Source organism: Catenisphaera adipataccumulans, assembly GCF_014202755.1.
GTDB lineage: Bacteria > Bacillota_I > Bacilli_A > Erysipelotrichales > Erysipelotrichaceae > Catenisphaera > Catenisphaera adipataccumulans.
In genome coordinates this window covers 67,962-89,311 of record NZ_JACHHK010000005.1, presented here as the reverse complement: position 1 = coordinate 89,311, position 21,350 = coordinate 67,962, and the positions used below count along the sequence as shown (strand labels likewise).

General features: G+C 45.1%; 24 protein-coding genes and 7 tRNA genes. 2 read left to right on the top strand and 29 right to left on the bottom strand.

Annotation, left to right across the window (positions count from 1 at the left end; translation table 11 throughout):
• Positions 1-5 precede the first annotated feature (5 nt).
• The 19 genes from HNQ47_RS07275 to HNQ47_RS07185 form a co-directional block, all read right to left on the bottom strand.
• Positions 6-1,412: a glycoside hydrolase family 1 protein gene (locus HNQ47_RS07275; protein ID WP_183328732.1), complete on the bottom strand. Its 1,407-nt coding sequence runs from the start codon at positions 1,410-1,412 to the stop codon at positions 6-8.
• A 50-nt stretch (positions 1,413-1,462) separates the two neighbouring features.
• Positions 1,463-1,538 (bottom strand) — tRNA-Phe (locus HNQ47_RS07270).
• Between the two features lie 3 nt (positions 1,539-1,541).
• Positions 1,542-1,618 (bottom strand) — tRNA-Met (locus tag HNQ47_RS07265).
• Positions 1,619-1,640: 22 nt separating this feature from the next.
• Positions 1,641-1,731, bottom strand: a tRNA-Ser gene (locus HNQ47_RS07260).
• A gap of 22 nt (positions 1,732-1,753) precedes the next feature.
• A tRNA-Ile gene (locus HNQ47_RS07255) sits at positions 1,754-1,830 on the bottom strand.
• A 9-nt stretch (positions 1,831-1,839) separates the two neighbouring features.
• Positions 1,840-1,916: transfer RNA gene (locus HNQ47_RS07250), tRNA-Met, on the bottom strand.
• Between the two features lie 5 nt (positions 1,917-1,921).
• Positions 1,922-1,998: transfer RNA gene (locus HNQ47_RS07245), tRNA-Pro, on the bottom strand.
• A 21-nt stretch (positions 1,999-2,019) separates the two neighbouring features.
• Positions 2,020-2,096 (bottom strand) — tRNA-Arg (locus HNQ47_RS07240).
• 150 nt (positions 2,097-2,246) lie between these two features.
• Positions 2,247-2,984 (bottom strand): amino acid ABC transporter ATP-binding protein, encoded by a 738-nt coding sequence (locus tag HNQ47_RS07235; RefSeq protein ID WP_183328731.1) that lies wholly within the window; start codon positions 2,982-2,984, stop codon positions 2,247-2,249.
• The gene (locus tag HNQ47_RS07230; RefSeq protein ID WP_183328730.1) at positions 2,981-3,652 is read right to left on the bottom strand and encodes an amino acid ABC transporter permease; all 672 of its coding nucleotides are present in this window, start codon (positions 3,650-3,652) and stop codon (positions 2,981-2,983) included. Before HNQ47_RS07230 ends, HNQ47_RS07235 begins: the two co-directional genes overlap by 4 nt.
• A complete protein-coding gene (locus HNQ47_RS07225) occupies positions 3,653-4,456 on the bottom strand; it encodes a transporter substrate-binding domain-containing protein (protein ID WP_183328729.1) in 804 nt (267 codons plus the stop codon).
• Positions 4,453-5,592, bottom strand: a complete 1,140-nt coding sequence (locus HNQ47_RS07220; RefSeq protein WP_183328728.1) for a trans-sulfuration enzyme family protein — start codon at positions 5,590-5,592, stop codon at positions 4,453-4,455. Before HNQ47_RS07220 ends, HNQ47_RS07225 begins: the two co-directional genes overlap by 4 nt.
• A gap of 163 nt (positions 5,593-5,755) precedes the next feature.
• On the bottom strand, positions 5,756-6,244 hold the full coding sequence (locus tag HNQ47_RS07215) for a dCTP deaminase/dUTPase family protein (protein WP_183328727.1): 489 nt from the start codon (positions 6,242-6,244) through the stop codon (positions 5,756-5,758).
• Positions 6,241-6,705 (bottom strand): DNA-deoxyinosine glycosylase, encoded by a 465-nt coding sequence (locus tag HNQ47_RS07210; RefSeq protein ID WP_183328726.1) that lies wholly within the window; start codon positions 6,703-6,705, stop codon positions 6,241-6,243. The genes HNQ47_RS07215 and HNQ47_RS07210 overlap by 4 nt, the downstream gene beginning before the upstream one ends.
• On the bottom strand, positions 6,690-7,991 hold the full coding sequence (rimO, locus tag HNQ47_RS07205; RefSeq protein ID WP_183328725.1) for a 30S ribosomal protein S12 methylthiotransferase RimO: 1,302 nt from the start codon (positions 7,989-7,991) through the stop codon (positions 6,690-6,692). The genes HNQ47_RS07210 and rimO overlap by 16 nt, the downstream gene beginning before the upstream one ends.
• A complete protein-coding gene (locus tag HNQ47_RS07200) occupies positions 7,988-8,923 on the bottom strand; it encodes a 3'-5' exoribonuclease YhaM family protein (RefSeq protein WP_183328724.1) in 936 nt (311 codons plus the stop codon). The genes rimO and HNQ47_RS07200 overlap by 4 nt, the downstream gene beginning before the upstream one ends.
• Positions 8,916-10,895 (bottom strand): RecX family transcriptional regulator, encoded by a 1,980-nt coding sequence (locus HNQ47_RS07195; RefSeq protein WP_183328723.1) that lies wholly within the window; start codon positions 10,893-10,895, stop codon positions 8,916-8,918. Before HNQ47_RS07195 ends, HNQ47_RS07200 begins: the two co-directional genes overlap by 8 nt.
• The gene (locus tag HNQ47_RS07190) at positions 10,892-11,938 is read right to left on the bottom strand and encodes a lysylphosphatidylglycerol synthase transmembrane domain-containing protein (protein ID WP_183328722.1); all 1,047 of its coding nucleotides are present in this window, start codon (positions 11,936-11,938) and stop codon (positions 10,892-10,894) included. The genes HNQ47_RS07195 and HNQ47_RS07190 overlap by 4 nt, the downstream gene beginning before the upstream one ends.
• Before the next feature lie 12 nt (positions 11,939-11,950).
• Positions 11,951-13,039: a glycosyltransferase family 4 protein gene (locus tag HNQ47_RS07185; protein ID WP_246346113.1), complete on the bottom strand. Its 1,089-nt coding sequence runs from the start codon at positions 13,037-13,039 to the stop codon at positions 11,951-11,953.
• Between the two features lie 328 nt (positions 13,040-13,367).
• Here HNQ47_RS07185 and HNQ47_RS07180 point away from each other — a divergent pair, with 328 nt between their 5' ends.
• On the top strand, positions 13,368-13,847 hold the full coding sequence (locus tag HNQ47_RS07180) for a hypothetical protein (RefSeq protein ID WP_183328721.1): 480 nt from the start codon (positions 13,368-13,370) through the stop codon (positions 13,845-13,847).
• A gap of 54 nt (positions 13,848-13,901) precedes the next feature.
• On the opposite strand, the gene HNQ47_RS07175 is transcribed toward HNQ47_RS07180, so the two are convergent.
• The 9 genes from HNQ47_RS07175 to HNQ47_RS07135 form a co-directional block, all read right to left on the bottom strand.
• Positions 13,902-14,138: a hypothetical protein gene (locus HNQ47_RS07175; protein ID WP_183328720.1), complete on the bottom strand. Its 237-nt coding sequence runs from the start codon at positions 14,136-14,138 to the stop codon at positions 13,902-13,904.
• A gap of 796 nt (positions 14,139-14,934) precedes the next feature.
• Entirely contained in the window at positions 14,935-15,264 is a 330-nt protein-coding gene (locus HNQ47_RS07170; protein WP_183328719.1) for a hypothetical protein, read from the bottom strand.
• Between the two features lie 102 nt (positions 15,265-15,366).
• Positions 15,367-16,197, bottom strand: a complete 831-nt coding sequence (locus HNQ47_RS07165) for a PTS system mannose/fructose/sorbose family transporter subunit IID (RefSeq protein ID WP_183328718.1) — start codon at positions 16,195-16,197, stop codon at positions 15,367-15,369.
• A 2-nt stretch (positions 16,198-16,199) separates the two neighbouring features.
• Positions 16,200-17,042, bottom strand: a complete 843-nt coding sequence (locus HNQ47_RS07160) for a PTS sugar transporter subunit IIC (protein WP_183328717.1) — start codon at positions 17,040-17,042, stop codon at positions 16,200-16,202.
• 51 nt (positions 17,043-17,093) lie between these two features.
• Positions 17,094-17,585, bottom strand: coding sequence for a PTS sugar transporter subunit IIB (locus HNQ47_RS07155; RefSeq protein WP_183328716.1), 492 nt, complete (start codon positions 17,583-17,585; stop codon positions 17,094-17,096).
• 61 nt (positions 17,586-17,646) lie between these two features.
• Entirely contained in the window at positions 17,647-18,078 is a 432-nt protein-coding gene (locus HNQ47_RS07150) for a PTS sugar transporter subunit IIA (protein ID WP_183328715.1), read from the bottom strand.
• 118 nt (positions 18,079-18,196) lie between these two features.
• Positions 18,197-18,673 (bottom strand): hypothetical protein, encoded by a 477-nt coding sequence (locus HNQ47_RS07145; RefSeq protein WP_183328714.1) that lies wholly within the window; start codon positions 18,671-18,673, stop codon positions 18,197-18,199.
• Positions 18,674-18,682: 9 nt separating this feature from the next.
• Positions 18,683-19,228, bottom strand: coding sequence for a hypothetical protein (locus tag HNQ47_RS07140; protein WP_183328713.1), 546 nt, complete (start codon positions 19,226-19,228; stop codon positions 18,683-18,685).
• Between the two features lie 103 nt (positions 19,229-19,331).
• Positions 19,332-19,880 carry a hypothetical protein gene (locus HNQ47_RS07135; RefSeq protein ID WP_183328712.1) on the bottom strand — a complete coding sequence of 183 codons (549 nt, stop codon included), beginning with the start codon at positions 19,878-19,880 and terminating at the stop codon, positions 19,332-19,334.
• Positions 19,881-19,961: 81 nt separating this feature from the next.
• On the opposite strand from HNQ47_RS07135, the gene HNQ47_RS07130 reads away from it, so the two are divergent.
• A complete protein-coding gene (locus HNQ47_RS07130; RefSeq protein ID WP_183328711.1) occupies positions 19,962-20,348 on the top strand; it encodes a PaaI family thioesterase in 387 nt (128 codons plus the stop codon).
• Between the two features lie 7 nt (positions 20,349-20,355).
• On the opposite strand, the gene metA is transcribed toward HNQ47_RS07130, so the two are convergent.
• Positions 20,356-21,333 (bottom strand): homoserine O-acetyltransferase MetA, encoded by a 978-nt coding sequence (gene metA, locus HNQ47_RS07125; RefSeq protein WP_183328710.1) that lies wholly within the window; start codon positions 21,331-21,333, stop codon positions 20,356-20,358.
• Between the last annotated feature and the right edge of the window lie 17 nt (positions 21,334-21,350).

Sequence of the window (21,350 nt, the reverse complement as noted above, 5' to 3'; positions counted from 1 at the left end):
GAAAGTCAACGCAGACTCTCCGTGATTTCCCGGAAATGATCAAACGAATCTTTTTTGATCCGCCGGAACGAACCCGAACCGTCATCCGCTTCATCGACATAAATAATGCCGTAGCGCTTGCTCATCTGTCCGGTGCTCAAAGAGATCAAATCGATCAAGCCCCAGAAAAGAAATCCAAACACATCGACCCCGTCCGCAGCGGCTTCACGCACAGCTGCCAGATGTTCGTCCATAGCGCGCATGCGGCCCGCATCATGGATCGTACCATTCTCGACTTTATCAGGCAGACCGACACCGCACTCGGCAACCAAGATCGGAATTTGGTAGTGCTGATAGATTTCATTCAAATAATAGCGCAGACCGATCGGATCGCTTTGCCAGCCCCAGTCCGAGGCTTGAATATACGGATTGGCAACGCCTTGGGCCATATTGCCGATGGCTTTGGCATGCCCTTGTTCAGTAGTCACACAAGAACTCATATAATAAGAGCAGCTGAAAAAGTCCGCTGTGCCGTTCTGCAGGATCACATCATCGTATGGATCCGTTTGAATGGTGATGTCTTGTTCTTGAAACATGCGCTTGGCAAAAGATGGATACGCGCCGCGGCAAAGCACATCACCGCAGAAATAGTTCGAACGCATCATCATCTGCTGCGTTTTCATCACATCTGCCGGCGCACAAGTCAGCGGATACATGACTGAGGCCGCCACCATGCATCCGACCCGATTCTCCGGATCGATGGTATGGGCAAGCATGACCGCCTGCGCCGAGGCCAGAAACTGGTGATGCAACGCCTGGAAACGACGGGATAAAGACGCGGAGGGCGCAAATGCCGGCTGATCTTTCTTTGGCAGCAGACCGCCGGAAAGGATGTCGCCGGTGCCGTTTTCAAGAATGTTGATCTCACTGAAAGGCAGCCAATAATGTACTTTGCCTTTCCATTCATGCATCAAAACAGAACAGTAATTTAAATAACGATCGATCATCTCCCGGTTGGCCCAGCCGCCCTTTTCGGCCAGGACATACGGCACGTCACAATGGCTGATCGTCACCAGCGGTTCGATCTGATGTCGGAGCAATTCATCGATGATCGCCGTGTAATGGTCCAGACCCGCTTGATTGAGCGTCCTGCCGTCCGGAAAGATCCGTGCCCAGGTGATGCTGAAGCGGAACATATTGATGCCGGCGTCTGCAAGCAAGTCGATATCCGAACGGAAATGATGATAAAAATCGATCCCATGATGGGAAGGATAATGCAGGCCCGGCGCCAGTGCGCGTGTAAACAGACGCGGACGATCTTTCGTTCCGTCTGTGACATGATCGGCAACGGAATCCCCGCCGCCTTCGATGCGATAGGCGCCTTCACATTGATTTGCGGCGGATGCCCCGCCTAAATAGAATTTCTTTAACATAATTTCATTATACAAAAAAAACCTTTGTGAATACAAAGGTTAACGTCAGGTGGTGGTCTCAGTCGGAATTGAACCAACGACACAGGGATTTTCAGTCCCTTGCTCTACCAACTGAGCTATGAGACCACTTGGTTGCGGGAGAAGGATTTGAACCAACGACCTCCGGGTTATGAGCCCGACGAGCTACCAGACTGCTCTATCCCGCGATGTGAATATAAATTTTATAAATGGCGGAGAAGCTGGGATTCGAACCCAGGCGCCGCGCGAACGACCTACCGGTTTTCAAGACCGGACCCTTCAACCACTTGGGTACTTCTCCAAGTAAGGAAGTTTATATATATTGGTGGACCCTGTAGGACTCGAACCTACGACCCGCCGGTTATGAGCCGGATGCTCTGACCAACTGAGCTAAGGGTCCAAAACCAGTTGGTGGCTGGAGTGAGACTCGAACTCACGACCTTCCGGGTATGAACCGGATGCTCTAGCCAACTAAGCTATCCAGCCGTAGATGGTCGGGACGGCAGGATTTGAACCTGTGACCCCCTGATCCCAAATCAGGTGCACTACCAAGCTGTGCTACGTCCCGCTTATTTTCAAAAAAAATAAATGGCGCGCCCAGTAGGAGTCGAACCCGCAACCTTTTGATCCGTAGTCAAACGCTCTATCCAATTGAGCTATGGGCGCATTTCACATTCAGTGCTTTTTAAATATAGCACAGTCACAAAACAAATGCAAACATTTTAAGTAATATTTCTGCACTTTTTTCAAAACCAATTTTTCGCTTTTCGATATGATTTGAGAATTATTTTCGATCGATTAAACATAAAAAAAGCGCTATGCGCGCTGAAAATTCTGTAAAAATTTTTTTGTGCGTTCCTGCTTGGGATGATCAAATACCTCATGCGCACTTCCCTGTTCGATGATTTGTCCGTCTTCTAAAAAGATAACGGCATCCGCAGCATCCCGGGCAAAGGACATCTCATGCGTGACGATAATTTTTATCATCGTTTCTGACCGGATCGAACGGATCACATCAAGGACTCCATTGACCAATTCCGGATCCAGTGCACTGGTCGGTTCATCAAACAAGATCACTTCCGGCTGCAGGGCCAGAGCGCGGGCAATGGCGACCCGCTGCTGCTGACCGCCGGATAATTGGCTGGGATAAGCATCTGCCTTATCGGCAAGCCCTACTTGTTTTAACAGACGTAAGGCAATTTCACGGCCTTTTTCTTTATCGCATTTTTTACGCACACGCAGAGGTAAAATGATGTTATTGATCACAGATTGATTCGCAAAAAGATTGAATCCCTGAAATACCATGGCCGTTGCCCGCCGAAATTCCAACATTTCTTCTTTGGTAATATGGGAAGAGTCATAACGATGGGCGCCGATCTGCACGATACCGCCGTCTGGTTTTTCCAAGAGATTCAGGCAGCGCAGCAAAGTGCTTTTGCCCGAGCCGGAAGGACCGATGATCGCCAGCGTCTGGCCGTCTTCCACCTGCAGATCGATGCCTTTTAAGATCCTATGTGACCCAAAAGATTTCGTAATTTGCTTCAGCTGGATCATACTGCACCTTCTTTCAAGTTCCAACGTGCCTCGATGTATTTTTGTACTCGTGTTAATACTGTACAGAAAATCAAATAGATAAATGCCACCTCGATATATAACCACAAAGGCTCATAGGTCCGCGCCACGATATTCTGGGTAACTTGGAACATCTCAGCGACGGTAATATTCGCTGCTAATGATGTGTCTTTTACCAGACCAATAAAAGTATTAAACAAAGCCGGGATACTATTTTTGATCGCCTGCGGCAAAACAATATGGTACATTGTCTGCGCATATGTGAAGCCGCAGGCATAGGCCGCTTCCTTCTGCCCCGTATCAACCGCTAAAATAGAACCTCGGATCGTCTCGGAAGCATAGGCACCGACATTTAAGGAAAATGTCAGGATCGCGGAAGGAATCGCCTCCAACATAATGCCGATGTTCGGCAGTCCGTAAAACACGATAAACAGCTGCACCAACAGCGGCGTACCGCGGAAGATCCATACATAAAGCTGAAAGATCTGCTTGAAGACTTTCACATTGCCGACCTGGCATAAGGCGGAAAGAATGGCGATCAGCAGCCCCAGGCCAAAAGACACCAACGTTAAAGGAATTGTATACTGCAGGCCTGGCTGCAGGATGGTCCAGAATGATTCTTTCCAAAGCTGCAAAACTTCTGTATTCATTTAGCTGTCCGCCTGGGTGACATCTGAGCCAAAATACTTATTGGAAATTTCCGATAATGTTCCGTCTTCTTGTAAATTTTTGAGGGCTGCATTGATTTTTTTACGCAAAGTTGATGAACCAGATTTACGGATCATCACAGCACTGCGGCTGACATCTGTGCTCAATGCGGCCACTTTTACCTTCGCATCTGGCTGCTGGTTTTTATAATCCAAATAGGTGACGTTATCGTTGATGGTTGCATCCGCCCGGCCTTGTTCGACCAGCTGAATGGCTTCGCTGAAGCCGGATACTTCTTTGATTGTAGCACCATTCTTTTTTGCCATTTTTCCCCAGTTGGATGTCGTTGTCTGTGCGGTCGTCAAACCGTCCAAGTCATCGAAAGAATCAATATCATCATTATCCTCCGAAACGATCAGTGCACCATACGAATAGGTGTAGGGCGTACTGAACGCATATTTCTTCTTGCGCGCGCTGGTGATGGAAATCTGGTCCATGACCACATCATATTTATTTGCATCCAAGCCGGCGATCAAACCATCCCAATCGCTGGTGACAAATTCGACATCCAGGCCGAGCTCATCGCCGATGGCTTTTGCGACTTCGACATCAAATCCCGTTAATTTGTTGTCATCATCATAATAAGCAAACGGCGAATAGGCGCTTTCTGTTCCCACAACGAGTTTTCCTTCTTTTTTTATCGCTGTCCATTGGTTTGTGGTTTTGGCTTGTACGCCGCTGGCTGCCAGCGGCAGAACGAGCACTACCGCAGTGATGACAGCGATCAATCTCCGTAAATTTTTCATTTTCTGCTCTCCTCCAAGGCTTGTGTAATATCTGCCTTTAAATCTTCTATATCCTCCACGCCGACCGCAAAACGAATCAAACGCTGATCAATACCGATCTCTTTCTGCAGGGCCGGATCATATGATTCATGCGTCATCGTTGCCGGCCGGCAGACCAGCGATTCCACACCGCCCAGGCTGACCGCAAGATCAAAAATCTGCAGATGGTCCAAGAATGAATCCAAATCATATTTTTCGGATAAAAGGATCGAAAAGACGGCGCCATATCCAGAGGCTTGTTTTGTCTGCAGTTCATGTTGGGGATGGCTTGCCAGGCCAGGATAATGGATCGCATCGACGGCATCGCTTTTTTCTAACATTTTTGCCAGCGCCAACGCATTGTTTTGGGATGCTTCCAGCCGCAGCGGCATCGTTTTGATTCCCCGTGCGATCAAATACGAATCAAACGGGGATAAGATCCCGCCGTAGGTATTCTGTAAAAAGCGAAATTGCTCATTCAATGCGTCATTGTTGGTCAAGACAAAGCCGGCGATCACATCCGAGTGGCCGCCATAATACTTGGTTGCCGAATAAACGACCACATCGGCACCCAGTTCCAGCGGACGCTGAAAATAGGAAGTCATGAACGTATTGTCCACGATCAACAAGGTATCTGTCTGATGGGCCAATTCGGCCAAATGTGCAATGTCATATACTTCAAGCAATGGATTGCTCGGCGTTTCGATAAAGAGCGCCCGTACATCTTTTAGATCTTCTTTGCGCAAAGAGTTAAAATCGCGCACCATATGATAAGCAATGCCATGCCTCTTGAATAAGTTCGAAACATATCGATACGTACCGCCGTACACATTCGAGTTCAGTAAGACAGTATCGCCCTGTTCTAGGATACCGAATGCCAATGTTGTAGCGGCCATGCCGCTGGAGACAGCCACACCGTATTTTGCATGCTCCAGCTCTGCCATCAAGGACTCCACATACGCCCGGGTCGGGTTGTTGCCGCGGGCGTATTCAAATTTTTGCGGCTGTGATAAAGACGGCTGGGCAAATGTCGTAGATAATTCAATGGGGACATTGACCCCTTTGACATCCTGCTGTGCCCGTACTCCGCCGTGTATTGCTAATGTTGCGTATTTCATACAATCCCTCCTAATTCATACTATTTATATAGGATTTATACACTATAATACAGATAAAAGTCAATCTCTTCGTTATAGATAAATTAAAGACCCCTTATAAGATTTTCCCAAACAGCCGATTGATCATAAAAAAACGACTTCTCTAGGAGAAGTCGCTTTACATTTATTTTCCCGAACTGCCCAGCTTGCCTTTCATTCGTTTGGAGGTCATCTGCTGCAGTTCTTCATAGGAGATTTCTTTGCATTCGGGATGCGGCATTTTCAACAGCACTCCCTGGCAGATGGCTTTTTCATACGGATAGAGGATCATGCCTTCCGGCATCTGCGGCATATATTCTTTCTTTACGATGCGTAACGGTACATCATTCACATTTGTCACCGGCGCAATGTATTCACCGCGATATCCGGAATCGATGACACCGGCACGCTGCGCCATGCCTTTGGTTCCCGTGGATCCGCGTTCTTTCAAGATCATCACGTAATCCGCATCAAACGCACTGGCTACGCCTAACGGAACCATTTTCGTTTCATGCGGTTTGATTTCCATATATGGTTCTTCAAAACATGGATACAAATCATAGCCGGCGTCTTCGCGGCGTTTTTGCGGCACAATGGCATCTGGTTTTATTTTTGCCCAATAAAGTGTCTTCATCGCAGCTCCTTTCGATAGATTTCAATTAAATCATTCAGCCGGAAGCGGGCATTGGCAGCCGATGTCGAAGGACAGACAGCCGCGCGTTCTGCCAGTTCCGGAAAATATTTTTTTAACGTATTATAACTCGTTTTCCCGTTGCAGATGATCTTTTTATCTCCTGCCAGTACGGGAATTTCATTCGGTTCTACATTTTTGATCGTCGCATCCGCGCTTTTATAGCGGGTGCAGGAATGACAAATATCCCAAAGGGAGATCTTCGCAGCGGTCAGGATCTGCTTTTTCTGATCATAATCTTCGATCGGCATCTGATAAATCGTTCCCAGCACTTTCCAGAAACGGTTCGTCGGATTGGCATAATATTCCTGCTGCCGCAGACTTTCTTCACTGGGCATCGATCCCAGGATCAAGATGCGGTCCTGATCATGCACGATCGGATCCAGTCCTACGATTCTCTGCATATTCCCACCAAATCGTAATCCCGTGCTTCGGTCACTTCAACCATGACAAATGTGCCTGGTTCAATATCATGATCACTTGTGAAAATGACCTGTCCGTCTACACCGTCCGGCGCATCTGCGCGGCTGCGGCCATGATACGTATTGTGCAGCGCATCTTTTTCTTCCACAAGTACTTCGATCAGACGGCCGATCTTTTCCTGATTTTTTTCATGCGAGATTTCTTTCTGCAGCGCCATCAGCCGATCCAGGCGTTCCTGAGCAATCTCTGCCGGCACTTCCGGCATCATGTCATAGGCCGGTGTATCTTCTTCTTTCGAGAATATGAACGCGCCGAAACGATCCCAGCGGACTTCTTTCACGAAGTCCATCAGTTCTTCAAAGTCGGCTTCGCTTTCACCAGGGAATCCGACGATCATCGTTGTACGCAGCGTTGCGTCCGGGAACATCGAACGGATCTGTTTGATGCGGGCAAGCGCATCGGCTTTGGTGCCGCGCCGGTTCATCGCTTTCAGCAGACGGTCATTGGCATGCTGCATGGGGATGTCAAAATACGGCAGGACGTGGCGGCTGTTTTTCATTGCCTCCAGGACATCATCTACGATTTCATCCGGATACATGTATAGGATGCGGATCCAGTGGAAATCAAGCGCATCGATCCGGCGGATCAGTTCGCCCAATTTATAATCGCCATAGTTGTCTAAACCATATTTCGTCGTATCCTGCGCGATCAATGTCAGTTCTTTGACACCGATCGACTGCAGAAATTCCGCTTCTTTCAGAATATCTTCGATCGGACGGCTTTTCTGCTCCCCGCGGATCAATGGAATGGCACAATACGCACAGTGATTCGAACAACCGTCGCTGATTTTGATGTAGGCCTGCCAAGGATTGCCCGAAAGTACACGTTCGCTTTTTGCCATCAGCGATTGGTCGCCTTCCCCCAGCAGCGGTTTCAGCCGCTGTGCTAAATGGTCGTAATCGCGGATCGGGATCACCGCATCGATTTCCGGAATTTCCTTTTCCAGCTCGTGCTGGTAACGCTGGGCCAGACAACCGCAGACGATCAGACGTTTCAAGTTCTTTTTCTTATACTGCGCCATTTCAAAGATCGTCTTCAGCGATTCTTCTTTTGCCGGCACAATAAAGCCGCAGGTATTGATCAGGATCGCTTCGGCTTGTTTCGGATCGCCGACGATCTCATGGCCTTCGCTTTTTAACATCGCCAGGATCTGTTCCGAATCGACGAGGTTTTTGCAGCATCCCAAAGAAACAAAGCCTACTTTCATTGGTCTTCCTCCTTGCCGGCATGATAGATCATACGGTTTTCCAGCGCAAAGACCCGCGGTCCGATCTCTCCCGGCTTGGTCGCATCCAGGCTCTGTTTCATCATGAACATACGTGAATCTAAATTGTCCAATAAGGTCAGCACTTCCGCTTCCGGGATCATCGGCAGCACCGGCGAACCGAATTCATGCTTGCCATGATGAGACAGGATCATATGCTCCAGAAGCATGACGTTTTCCTGTTCATCTACGTGCAGTTCTTTCGCTGTATCGTGAATGATGTTGTAGACCAGACTGATGTGGCCGATCAAGTTGCCTTTAATCGTATATTCCGGCAGGACAGGATCCGACAATTCGATGGTCTTGCCCACATCGTGCAGCAGGCATCCGGCAATCAGCAGATCCTGGTTCAGCCATGGATAATGGCCGCAGATCTCCAGGGCTTCCTTTGCCATGGTCACGGAATGAAAAGCCAGGCCGCCGACATAGTTATGATGATTCTTGGTTGCGGCCGGATAGGTATAGAACGTTTCCTCATAACGTTCCAATATCGTTGAAGTAATCATGTACAACGTTTCATCATTCATCTGATTCAGCAGATCTGCAACATCCTGATGCAGCTGGACATCGCTTTCCGGAGCCCGGCGGACATAGTCCGTGATCTTTTCATCCGGCAGTTCATGCATTTTATGAACACGCAGCTGAAAGGCATTGCGGTAGAAAATCACATCACCAACGGCTTCCACGACCATACCGACATGCAAAGTCTTGATCTGCTCTTCGGTCAGATTCCAATACTTCGTATCCAGAATGCCGCTGGCATCCTGCAGAGTCATGGATAAATACGGGTTGCCTTTGGCTGTCTTTCCCACATCGCATTTCGTGATCAATGCGTTTATTTTGATTTTTCCTTCCTCATGAATATCTTTAATCATTCGTAGCTTCACTCTCCAATTCTTCTTCGATCTGCGAAGAAGTAAATCCCTTTCTCATACAATATAAACGAATTTTCTGAAGGCGTTTTGACTCGTCCTCATAGCTGGCATACAGGCGTTTTGCTTTTTCGATCGCTTCCTGCAGCGCTTCCTTTTCATCCAGGTCCAATGTTACGCTTTCGCCGGCTTTTTTAGCTATATCATACGTATATCCTTTATTGACCAGCTTTCGGATCAGGCTCTGCCGGCCGTTTCGCTGCGACTGCGCATGGATCGTACGGACCAATGATTTGGCCATATTTCTGGCATTTTCTTCCTCAATATCATCCGGCAGCGTATCAACAGCCAGATCGATGTATTCTTCCGGCACACCTTTTTTCCGCAGGCGCATCCGGATCTTTTTCTTGCTCATGCCGTAAGCCTGCCAGACTTCTGCTTTGTTTTCGGCATACCTGCGGTCATCCAGCAGATTTCGCTCGCTCAACGTCGCCACGATGGCATCAGCCAGATCTTCTTCTAGATTCAGATACATCATACAGTGACGTTTGATTTCATAGCACGTGTAATCCTGGGCTGCGACACGACGCTTTTCGATGCGGAACGCTTTGTAGAATTCCTGCATCGCCAGATAGTTTTCAATGTAATAGCTGTCGAGCATCGTGTTGACGGAGATCTTCATCGCATAGACATCTTCCTCCGGCACCAGGATGTTCATTGGTTCAGCATTGCTTCGTTTGCGACGTACGGTCAGTTGGACAAAATCATCAAGAAAATGCATTTTATCTACAATATAAGCCATGTTATAGTCATCGATGGCTTGTTTATAAACAGCCAGGACCTTATTGGCAAACAGTTCTGTATCGTACGGTTTGGTTTTTTCCAGACATGCCGGGCGCATCGCTTCGCGTTCAGCCTCGCTTTTCGCAAAGAACCGGTCAAATTTTTCCGCCAATTCATGAGCGTCATCAAAATAATAGCCGGTCACATCTTCTTCTACCAGTCCGTCGAGCACTTCGTCACGGCGGCCGAAGACCGGCACTTCGCTGGCCAGTGCTTCCAGATAAGTCATGCCCTGGGTCTCGCTCAATGAAGCAGAGACAAATGCATCAAAGGCAGAATAATAGTAGGCAATATCCTGCTTATCTATGCGGCCGGTAAAGTGTATACGATCTTCTAGTCCATAAGATTTCACCAAATCCTGATAAAATTTCATGTCCGTACCGCCGCCGACAATGACCAATTTGATGGATCGATCCTGCGTATATTTTAACGATTCGATCGGCATTTCAATGCATTTTTCCTTCGCGATCCGGCCGACAAAGACGACCACATGGTCTTCTTCGCGCATGCCGCAGGCAGCACGTGTGGCACGGATACGATCCGCATCCAGGTTTTCCCGTTTAAATTCGCTTAAATCAATACCAGTCGGAACGATATATATGGGTGTGATCACGCCATAGCGCTCCAATGCTTTTTTGGTTTTATTGCTTGGAGCAATGACGGCCTGCGGGCCGTTGCCTGCTTGTCTGGAAAAAAAGCGGATGGCCTTCTTGCCATATTTATCGATCGTCGGTATATGACGCGGATTCACATAGTGCATGTAGTCTTCATACAGTGTATGGTACGTATACACGACAGGGATATGCAGTTTTTTGGCTGTCTGACGCGCAAAAACGCCGATCCCGACTTCCGTGTGTACGTGAATGACATCTAAGTCCATTTTCCGCACGTATTCCTCGCCCGCGATCTGAATGGGGCTGGACATCTTATAACCGTACATTTTTTTCCACTCGATGCCCGGCAGACGCAGAATATGATTTTCTTCATCGTATTCGGCTGCCACCCCTTTATGGTTGGAAATGACAAAAACCGTATGGCCTAGTTTTTCGAGTGCTGCTTTCAGCGTAGCGATGCTGGAAACGACACCATTGATATCCGGTAAATAAGCATCGGAAAACATACCGATCCTCATGATGATTCCTCCTCCATTTGCGGCAGATCTTTCTTGCGGTCATATTTATTTTTGACAAACGCAAAGATGATCGCACCGATCAGCAGTACGACATGGAACGTGGAAAAACGCCACAGGACCATGACTGCACCTGTCAATTTTCCCATCAAACCGCCGAACAGCAGCGAAAAAACAATTTCCGTTCCGCCGCTGGCGCCGGGGATCGGAATAAAACTGTTGGCGATCAGCACAAAGCTGGACAGTGCCATGACATCAACGATTTGATCCGTGCGTATCGGAATATGCAGACTGACCGCGATCACATACGGCAAGGTATACAGCAGGGTCAAACGGACAATGTTGACCAGCGTGCAGAATGCGATGCGTTTCTTATCTTTGGATAACTGCTTCACCTCACTGGTGAACTGCGTCATCTGCAGGGTCCAGGACTGCACGGTTTTTTCCGGATCTTTGATGAATTTGAACCGGCTTAAAAATTTTGCCAGCCAATTGGTAAATTTGATATAAGCTTTCGGAAACAGCGCCACGGTATAAAGTGCCAATATAACCAGCAGATTGATCAGATAACCGAGCAGGATGATATTGAACCAGGCTGACTGCGCACTGTAATACGCGTATTTCAGCAGAAACAGGATCGTTACATAAACCATCATCGTCGTCTGATAAACGATAAAATCGGCCCAAAGCAGGCTGACACTGTCTTTGATCGCGATGCCTTGTTTTTTCATCACATATACTTGACCGAACTGTCCGCCAGTGCTGCTGGGCGTAATTCCCGAGAAAAAGGCGCCGATAAATGCGACCGCAATGCCGCTGCGGATCTTATACCCCGGCACATATTTCCTGCCTAAGATTACATACGCCATTCCCCAAACCACAGTAAAAAGAGCTCCCCAAAGTAAAACTAGAAGCAGACTGGCTGGATTCATTTGTCTGATGGCTCCTATCACTTCTTTGTAGTTGTCCTTCAACGTGTACCACAGCACGACCAAGGTCAGTGCTAAGATCAACAGGACGTTCAGGAGATATTTCTGTTTTTTCATAGATGGTCCTTTTTATTTGTTTTTCTTCTTTTTCTTTTTATTTTTCTTTTTGGCAAGCAAAGCATCTTGCTTTTCTTTGTAGGCACTCAAATAAAATTCACGCCACATCGAAAGTACATGTTCTTTCGAATAGAAGTCACTGATGGCTTTGGATTCATTCTGATATTGTGCATACAGTTCTTTATCCTTATACAGGGACTCAATTTTTTCTTTGAATTCTGTATTGTTATCTCCTTTGAGATAATGATCGAACAGAATATCCTTGTAAAGATCCAAATCACGCAGAACCAGCGGCACGTGTAAGTTCACGGCTTCCAGGATCGTCATCGGGAATAATTCATTGTAGCTTGGCATAAAGAGCACATCGGCAATATTATAGAGATCATTCATCTGTTCCCGCGGCACGATGCCTAAAAAATGGACATTCTTCGGCGGATTTTCCTGTACTCTTTTCAATTCCTCATACCCATCGGTGATCTTACCGAACGAGAAGCCGCCTGCCCAGACAAATTGAATGTCCGGCAGCTGTTCGGCAACTTCCACAAAATCCAGGACACCTTTACGGGTCTGTACCTGGCCGGCATCAAAGACAATAAAATCATTTTCTTTGAAGCCAAAATGTTCGCGCAGCTGTTTTCGTGCCTGCCGGCTTTTCTTATAGAACTCGTCTTTGGATACATAGTTCGGGATATAGTAGATCCGTTCCCGCGGAATGCCGAAATCCACCAAATCATCGATAAAGCTCGGATTTACGACGACCAGACGGTCTGCACTTTTATAGAAACTGACGACATAAGAGCTAAAGACTTTCATCGCATAATTCGGAATATTGATGCTGCCTTCCAGTGTGTCAGGCAGAAAATGGCAATAGGCAATATTGCAGGCTTTTTTATCCTGCATCTTCGCATAGAAAGTAGGATCAACGGTATGGAAATGCTGGATATCCGGTTTCTTGGTCCAGTTATTGATCTCCACATCAAATAGATCGGAAGCGCCTTCCTTGATCAGACGCACTTGTTCTTCGTATGCGCTGCCGACTCCCTGACCGGCCACTTTATCTGCACTGGAATACATGATGATCCGCAGTTTTTTATCTTTCATACTATCTCTTCTTTCTGAAATATTATATCAATATCTTGATATATCGTCTAGAAACGAACGGTTTCAACGAATATAGCTATTATAAACTATTATTATGTTTCTTTTATGGGAGTGCTTTACTTTTGAGCTTTTACTGTTTTATATCATACATATATTTCCATTCAATAAAAATAAAATAAATATTTTTTAAATTGTTCCCATGACATGTAACCTGTATGTGATGAAAGCAATATGGTTGTTCAGGGAAAAATAACATGTTAATGTGTTGATACCGCTGATTTTATTGATTCGTTATCAATAAAAAGCGTTGGAAATGGAGGGACGATCGATGAAGAAATTCTTGAAATTTGTGATGAGCTTTGCACTTGTCATTGGCTTGGCGGCCTGCGGGACCAACAGCTCGACTCATTCAGCGTCAGTCAAAAAGCCAACAGACTTGACTGGTACATGGCAGACTGAAATGGATGACGATGGTTCATATATGGAAGCCGAAATCGAGGACGGCACGATCACGGTTTATTTTGAACAGGAAGAAACAGCCGACCAAGAAGAGACGGAAGCTTTGTACTGGATCGGCACGTATAAGGCACCAAAGAAACATGTCACGACATATTCTTGGACCAGCAAAGGCGATACAGATCAAATGGAAAATGCCCTGCTTGCCTCCCAACAATCAACAAAGAAATTCACCTACAAAAATGGTCAGCTCAAATTTAAACTTTCCGTCTCCGGCGTTACAACAACGAAGAAAATGCATCAAGTTGAGAAAGAAGACGACGAAGACGATGACTACGAAGTAGACGACTAAAAAAGCCCCGGTGCAGCCGCATCGGGGTCTGTTTATGAGTATCATCAAGCAAAATTAATCTATGTCTGCCTCACGCAGAAACTGCATTGCCTCATCCGCTGTCGACATTCTTATGTTCCCATCTGCAGAAACCAGTATGATCAGCGGCAATCCAACAAAATTCATGCCATCTCCCTCAAATTCCGGTTCATAGCATCGGTATCCATTCCATTCACTTAGGAATGATGCAAAATCATATCCATGTTGTTTGGCAAACTGTTTTACTTTTTCTTTTTCTTCTTTTTTTGTCATACTTTCTCCATTGTTCCAATTTATTGTTTAGATTTGAATGATATAGAAGATTTCCACTCATGAATCGTATAGTTCGAGTGTTCCTCAATAAATTCCCTTATAACAGATGTTTACTTACATTTTCTTTTTTGCAGCAATTTCAAATCTTTTGATAATACCTCTTTCAAGCATAAAAGATTTTTTCATGTCTCTAGCTTTTTTAATATTTTTCGGAAGCTTTCGTATGTGAAAATGGATTACCTTTTGGTATAAATGCCTTGCAATATAGTTAGCAGGAAATAAAAACATAAAACCGTCACAAAATGTTAGTCCGTCATAGCAGATAGAATGATGCGGATCCTGAAATGACGTACGTTGGTTCCATATTTTCTATGATGAATAATTACAATGATTTAAAAAAAGATTAACCTTTTACATGCATATTATATTCTAAGATTTTCTTTACACAAAGAGAAATATACTAAATGAAGCAAAACATTTTAGATCCTTATACCCTACATTTTGATTTATCTATTAAACTTAATATCCAACTCAAACCTTAGGTCCTTTTGGTGCAGTCAATTGTATTCAAGTGCCTTAAGTTGTGGGGCCTTTTTGTGGCTTTCACAAAAATTCAGGCTTCCGCAGGCAAATGAAAACGCCGTAAGTACAGCATTTATACCTACGACGTCTTCAAGAAAGTTTTAAGAAAGGGAATTTGATTATGAAGTGAGCCACATCTTCAGCTCACTTACAATCTACTAAGAAATAATCTGATAGATACGTGCAAAAAATGTGAAAGTTTGTGAAAACGTTTTTATTTCTTGCCTTTTCCTTCGTCATACAAGTTTATCTTTGCCAAAAGGCTCTTCCGGCCGTTTGAATAAGAAATAAACGATAAAATCAGAATGATTCCCATCACGGCCCCGCCGATGGTTCCGATCCATTTGATCACATCCAAAGCACCGTCACTGACATGCGGCAGCATTTTATCATTTCTGTCATACCATCCCCACACAAAGAAAACGACAAATAACGCAAACAGAATGATTTCTGTCCGGATCACTCGTTTTACGCGTTTCAGCATCACATTTTCCTGTTCAATGGCCAGTGCCAGCTGTTCACGTTCCTTTCTGGATAATGCCATTCTTCTTCCTCCTCAGCATAAAAACATTGCAATTATTATATCGGCTTTTATGCATAAATACAATAAAAAAAGCGAAGGATAAACCTTCGCTTAATCGTCTTACTAGCTTCCCAACAATCCGATAACGGATCCTACGAAACCGATAACTACGTACAGTAACAATACCTTAACGGCCGACATGTTCTTATGAGCCTGCAGCCACCAAGCAAAGATTACGAATGCGCAAGTTAACAAGCCTGGGAATGCACCATCCAAACGAGAAATTAACGTTACATCAGCACCAGTAGAGTCCTGAGCGATAACGATCGGGGAAGAAATACTTACCCAGGATGCAGCCATTGCACCGACGATAACCTGACCTAATACCATGACAGCGTCACGGAATGCGGTTGCTTGGTCACCGACCAATACATCGACAGCAGTACCACCGAGTTCGTAGCCTTTCTTGAAGACCCATTTCTCGAATAAGATTTCAGTAATATTCCAAACTAAGATATAGAAGATAGGGCCGATCGGAGAGCCGCCTTCAGCTAAACCGATAGCGATACCTAACAGAATAGGAATGTAAGTTCCGACGATCAGGGAATCACCGATACCTGCCAAAGGTCCCATCAGACCGGCACGGATACCATTGATCATTTCATCATCGATACCTTCAGCACCGTTTGCACGTGCTTCTTCCAGACCACAGGTAATTCCGACTACGATACCACCGATTTCCGGCTCGGTATTGAAGAACGGATGATACGTTTCCATGATCTTTTCCTGTTTCTTATGATCATCAGGGTACAATTCTTTGATAACTGCCAACATTGCCCACATGTAACCAAATGTCTGCATGTGCTCGTGAGAGAAGCAAGTTAAGTTACCATACCACCAACGCCAGAATGTTGTATTTAATGTTTTCTGGGAGAGTTTCTTTTCTTCAGCCATAATTAGATATCCTCCTCATCATCATCAAATCCAGCAGCGCCTCCGGCATTCTGCAGTTCCAATTTGTTCATAGCCATCTTGTAGTCCAACAGAGCGAATACACCGCCGACAGTCGTAGCAGCCAACAGCGTCAAGCCCATGGATGCAGCCATCGAGAATCCTGCCAAGAAGTAGATCAGGTCAGAAGTCTTTGTGACAACGGCCTTCAACAGGATCGAGATACCTACAGCCGGCAATACAGAACCGACAGTCAAGATTGCTTTAATGTACCAAACATCCGTATTCATCTTCTTGAACAAGTCTTCAACGGCGTCAGCACCAAATTTACATAATAACATTACTGGTAAGAAGGAAATGATCAAGTTAGTGATCCAAGGCAGAACAGCATCAACTAAACCGACACATTCGATATTACCCTTTTCGATTTGTGCCCAGCCCCAGTGCTGCCAAATCAGGTTCATCATGGAAGTTCCGTAGAATAACGTAACACCGATGACACCAGTCATGGCAGAAATACTAGCAGCCAAACCTTGTGCATCTTTACCTGCAAAGTCCATACCAGCAGCTCGTGCACCTACATATGCCAATGGCAAACCGATGTAAGAAACGGCACGTAAGTCAGCCGGGACAGTTCCGCCCGGAGTAACTATGGCAATCCACATCGTCTGCATCGGGATCGATAACAGGATACATCCTTGGATGTCACCAAATACCAATCCCAATACAAAGCCGGCAATTAATGGACGGTTCAACGTATAGTTACCGAACGTCGTACCACCCATTGCAGGAACAGAAGCGGCCAAACAACTTAAAATACCAATAATAATTGCTTGTAACCAAGTCATAAATTCTTCTCTCCTTTAATTTTTATTTATCTAATCGAATACCTCTGCCTCTTAGTATCCGAATTTAGATCTGAATTTGTCCCAAGTACCGATGGACGTTTCACGAACCAATGCGAATTCTACCGTATAACCTGCCTGAGAAATCGCTTCGATCGCATCTGCTTCTTCCTGTGTAATACTCTGGTTGTTTCCTAATTTCGTTGCACCCGGACGATCGTTGCACGGTCCGATGATAACAGTCTTAACATTATCCGGAACGAACTTATTATCAACCAGGATCTTCTTCATATCAATCGGGTTCTTCGTGATCAAGAAATAGTTACGAGCCGATTTACGAACAGAATCCTGTTTTTCCAGGAAGTGCTCCATCGTCCAAATAAATACTTTCTTATCTGTACTTGCTTTGAAAGATTTTGCCAAAACCGGCGTAGTTGCTGCTTTATCGTTAACAGCAATGATTCCGTCACAAGGGAACTCTTTCGACCATCTTGTAACAACTTGTCCGTGAATGATTCGGTCATCAACACGTACGAAACTAATCATTTTGTCTTCCTCCTCTTAATTAGTCCTATGCTTAAATGTATGACAACATTACAGCCAAATCTTATAAGTCTTCGTCCTCGTCGTCATCTTCGCTTACATCAAAGCGTGTAACACCCGAGCGGCCTTCGTTCAGCAGAGCCTCTGCGAACTCATCCAAATTATCAAAATTATCTTTCATCAATACAGCTGTCAAAGCCAACGGCATATTCATACCGGCAATGACCAATGTGTTCGGCAGCATGCCTTTTTCTGACAGTACATTCAGCGCATTCGTAAACGGCGAACCGCTCAGAATATCTGCTAATAAAATGATCTGGTCATCTGTCTTAATGTCTTTTACCAACTCTTTAAAGTTTTCTGCAAACTGATCGGCACCCATACCATCTTTCAGGCTAGTCGATAAAACATCTTCACGGTCTCCGGTCATCATTTTGACAGCTGAATGCAGCCCTGGTGCAAATTCACCATGGCTTACTAATACAACGTATTTCATATTATGCCCTCCGTATTTGTACTATACGTACTTGAACAGTTTCATTATAGCGAATAAAGAAAACGTTTTCAAGCTGTCTCACACATATTTCACACAATTGAATCACTTAAATATCAATTTATCGGAAAATGCTGAAAGTACCGTTGTGAAGGCTGATCAAAAGGATACAAATCAGTGCAACGACCAGCGGAACAACGATGATCATCATGTATCCGCGAAGCACCCCTTTGCTTAATTCATTCCATTTTTCTTCATTGAACCAATAGCGCTGATCATTTGTCTGAATGACCACTTCCTGAGAAATCAAGTTAGCCATTGTATATGAAATTGTGGTATTGGATAACTTCAGATCCTTGAATGCCGCGATCGGGATGGCACGTTTGGCATTATTCGCATGATGGTCCTTAAACACATCGACGATCAAACGTGTCGCGGTTGCTTCCCCGCTTTTTTTCTTCTTTTTTTCCTGCTCATTCAAGATTGCCTGATCAAGATCTGCCTGATCTTTTTTGATTTCTTCCAGTTCCGAAAGTTCTTCATTGACTTCCGATGTCTTTTTTAATACTTCTTTGTTCCGTTCTCTTGCATCCGCCATCGTGGATTCCTACTTTCTCTTTGCTTTCCGCGCTTTTTTGGCCGCCTTCCAAGCCTGCTCGCGATGTTCGACTTCCAGCGCCATTTTACGTGATAAGGTGATTTCTTCATTATTCGCAAACTTCACCTTCACGGCACGGGTCGGATTCCGTTTCACTTCATAACCGGAAATCATCCGGTAACGATAAAATTTCTCATTATACCAAAATCGGTCATTCGCAAATAAAATATTGCGATGCGCATAAATTTCAAATGATTGGCCAAAAAAGACAATTGCCAGTACTAAATATGCCAATAGATAATACGGCAGCTGATCTGCCGCTACCGGCATCTGTCCCGCATAAGTCATATAACCTAAAACCACGCACACAACAGCCGCCGCGATAGAAATTAAAACCGATGCGGTCGAATTATTTACAACTGTATATTCTTTGCTTTGCAGTTCCTTTGACTGCGTTAAAAATCTTCTGAATGTTTGAATACTTTTCACAAACGTATAACCGGTAAAGCCGATACAAATAATTGCGACCAGAAGAAAAATCGCTTGATTATTCATTCCTCCGAAAATACTCATATTAACTCCTGTCCTACCGAGGTATTATAACGTATTTATTATAAAATGGGAACTGATTTTCCGCAAAATTCACATAATTTACACATTATTTTTTACGGCTGCCATGACGTTTGTTTTTCTTTTTATTCACTTTCCACTGCTCATATCGATTTCGAATATCCGTACCTAGACCCATCGGCAGATCCAAATATTCTTGATTCGTCAAAGTGATTTCCATGCTTTTGGCAAATTTACCTTTTTCCTCAAAGCCACGAATCGATCGGAATCGATAATACGTATCAATAAAAAAGAAACCATCGTCCGTGTACCATACATTCCGTCGCGTATATCCTTCGGCATACAGTCCGACAAATGCAACTGCCAATGCATAGAATGAAATGGTCGAACTTAAATCCATTGACTGATCCATCGTTCCTAATATCGCAAAAAACAAACTTAACGCACAGCCGAGCGCGATCCAAACGAACCAAGCTTTCGAACTTCTATATGGTTCAGTATCTGTATGCGATGCCAGAAATTCCTTGGACGCGATCCGAAACTGATGATACTGCTGAAGCGAACGCACTGTATAATAGCCGAATACTAAAACAATGATAACGACAAAAATCATCTGCACAACCGGGTTTTCACTCATGATAAATCCTCTTTTCTTAATGCCCAATATTATACCACAATCTCAAAATGAAATTGCACAGATTTATGATATAATGCCCCTATGGATACAAAAGACTATTATCGTTTGGATATGCTTAACAAAAGCGTGATCCGCGTCACGGAAGTGCGCCGGGGCTATGCAAAAGGAAGACTTGATATACAGCCAGAAATTCTGAATGCGCACGGCTTTGTGCACGGCGGTGCACTGTTTGCTCTGGCGGACACTGTAGCCGGTGCCTGTGCCCAGGCAACCGGAAAATCTGTCGTCACCATGAGCGGAGACATCAATTTTCTGCGCCCCGGCATCCACGGCAATCTCATTTGCGAAGCACACGAGATGACAAGCGGCAGGACCATTGGTGTCTACCGAACCGAAGTAACGGATGAAGACGGCAAGATCTTATGCATTGCCACCTTCACCATGCATACGGTCGTAAAAAAAGACTAGTTTTAAACTAGTCTTTTTTAAATGCCCTGGCATAGCCATGTTGGTCTTTATTGCCATGGTACAATTCCATATCTTTGATTTTTTCGATCTCAAACGGCGTGACCTGATAAACATAGTTCAGCCAGTTACGGTACAATAAATTTGCATGTGAACGCCATTTTAAGATCGGCCTCTGCTTCGGATCGTCATCCGGGAAATAATTTTCAGGAATATGGATCGGTTTGCCGGCCTTCACATCACGGAAATATTCCTGTGCCAGCGTATCCACACCATATTCAAAATGGCCCATCACAAATATCTGACGATATCCCTTGGTGACGATAATATTGCTGCCGGTCTTTTCCGAACGGCTGAGGACCACCAAGCGTTTTTCTGCCGCCAGCGCTTTTTCATCGATCTTTGTGTGCCGGGAATGCGGCGTATAGTGTATTTCATCAAAGCCATTGGTCAGAAAATCGTATTCATCGACCAGTTCCTGCGGAAAGATACCAAATAATTTTTCCGGCAGCGTCTCTTTCTGAATGCCGTAATGATAATACAGACCGGCCTGTGCGCCCCAGCAGATATGCATCGTCGACATCACATGGGTCTTGGACCATTCCATGATCTTACATAATTCATCCCAATAGTCCACTTCTTCGAATTCCATCAATTCCACCGGTGCCCCGGTGATGATCATTCCATCATAGTAATTGTCGGCTAATTCCGCAAAATTTGTATAAAATTTGACCAAATGATCCTTGCTTGTATTCTTCGATTCATGTGACTCTGTCTTCATGAAATCGATATCGACCTGCAGCGGAGATTTACTGATCAGCCGCAGGATCTGTGTTTCTGTCTCGATTTTTTTCGGCATCAGATTCAGGATCACGATCCGCAGCGGACGGATGTGCTGCCGTTCGGCACTGGCATCCTCGATTGCGAAGATCTTTTCACTTTCTAATATATCTTTTGCCGGTAATTCATTCGGGATATTAATCGGCATATCATCACCTCTTACGT

What these genes read in the sequence shown, in the direction of transcription:
- HNQ47_RS07190 (WP_183328722.1), bottom strand. Translation starts at nt 11,938, where the DNA reads ATGAAAAAACAGAAATATCTCCTGAACGTCCTGTTGATCTTAGCACTG.
- HNQ47_RS07140 (WP_183328713.1), bottom strand. Translation starts at nt 19,228, where the DNA reads ATGAATAATCAAGCGATTTTTCTTCTGGTCGCAATTATTTGTATCGGC.
- HNQ47_RS07150 (WP_183328715.1), bottom strand. Translation starts at nt 18,078, where the DNA reads ATGAAATACGTTGTATTAGTAAGCCATGGTGAATTTGCACCAGGGCTG.
- metA (WP_183328710.1), bottom strand. Translation starts at nt 21,333, where the DNA reads ATGCCGATTAATATCCCGAATGAATTACCGGCAAAAGATATATTAGAA.
- HNQ47_RS07210 (WP_183328726.1), bottom strand. Translation starts at nt 6,705, where the DNA reads ATGCAGAGAATCGTAGGACTGGATCCGATCGTGCATGATCAGGACCGC.
- HNQ47_RS07200 (WP_183328724.1), bottom strand. Translation starts at nt 8,923, where the DNA reads ATGATTAAAGATATTCATGAGGAAGGAAAAATCAAAATAAACGCATTG.
- HNQ47_RS07165 (WP_183328718.1), bottom strand. Translation starts at nt 16,197, where the DNA reads ATGGCTGAAGAAAAGAAACTCTCCCAGAAAACATTAAATACAACATTC.
- HNQ47_RS07225 (WP_183328729.1), bottom strand. Translation starts at nt 4,456, where the DNA reads ATGAAAAATTTACGGAGATTGATCGCTGTCATCACTGCGGTAGTGCTC.
- HNQ47_RS07195 (WP_183328723.1), bottom strand. Translation starts at nt 10,895, where the DNA reads ATGAGGATCGGTATGTTTTCCGATGCTTATTTACCGGATATCAATGGT.
- HNQ47_RS07155 (WP_183328716.1), bottom strand. Translation starts at nt 17,585, where the DNA reads ATGATTAGTTTCGTACGTGTTGATGACCGAATCATTCACGGACAAGTT.
- HNQ47_RS07145 (WP_183328714.1), bottom strand. Translation starts at nt 18,673, where the DNA reads ATGGCGGATGCAAGAGAACGGAACAAAGAAGTATTAAAAAAGACATCG.
- HNQ47_RS07220 (WP_183328728.1), bottom strand. Translation starts at nt 5,592, where the DNA reads ATGAAATACGCAACATTAGCAATACACGGCGGAGTACGGGCACAGCAG.
- HNQ47_RS07275 (WP_183328732.1), bottom strand. Translation starts at nt 1,412, where the DNA reads ATGTTAAAGAAATTCTATTTAGGCGGGGCATCCGCCGCAAATCAATGT.
- HNQ47_RS07215 (WP_183328727.1), bottom strand. Translation starts at nt 6,244, where the DNA reads ATGAAGACACTTTATTGGGCAAAAATAAAACCAGATGCCATTGTGCCG.
- HNQ47_RS07185 (WP_246346113.1), bottom strand. Translation starts at nt 13,039, where the DNA reads ATGAAAGATAAAAAACTGCGGATCATCATGTATTCCAGTGCAGATAAA.
- rimO (WP_183328725.1), bottom strand. Translation starts at nt 7,991, where the DNA reads ATGAAAGTAGGCTTTGTTTCTTTGGGATGCTGCAAAAACCTCGTCGAT.
- HNQ47_RS07235 (WP_183328731.1), bottom strand. Translation starts at nt 2,984, where the DNA reads ATGATCCAGCTGAAGCAAATTACGAAATCTTTTGGGTCACATAGGATC.
- HNQ47_RS07230 (WP_183328730.1), bottom strand. Translation starts at nt 3,652, where the DNA reads ATGAATACAGAAGTTTTGCAGCTTTGGAAAGAATCATTCTGGACCATC.
- HNQ47_RS07180 (WP_183328721.1), top strand. Translation starts at nt 13,368, where the DNA reads ATGAAGAAATTCTTGAAATTTGTGATGAGCTTTGCACTTGTCATTGGC.
- HNQ47_RS07135 (WP_183328712.1), bottom strand. Translation starts at nt 19,880, where the DNA reads ATGAGTGAAAACCCGGTTGTGCAGATGATTTTTGTCGTTATCATTGTT.
- HNQ47_RS07175 (WP_183328720.1), bottom strand. Translation starts at nt 14,138, where the DNA reads ATGACAAAAAAAGAAGAAAAAGAAAAAGTAAAACAGTTTGCCAAACAA.
- HNQ47_RS07170 (WP_183328719.1), bottom strand. Translation starts at nt 15,264, where the DNA reads ATGGCATTATCCAGAAAGGAACGTGAACAGCTGGCACTGGCCATTGAA.
- HNQ47_RS07130 (WP_183328711.1), top strand. Translation starts at nt 19,962, where the DNA reads ATGGATACAAAAGACTATTATCGTTTGGATATGCTTAACAAAAGCGTG.
- HNQ47_RS07160 (WP_183328717.1), bottom strand. Translation starts at nt 17,042, where the DNA reads ATGACTTGGTTACAAGCAATTATTATTGGTATTTTAAGTTGTTTGGCC.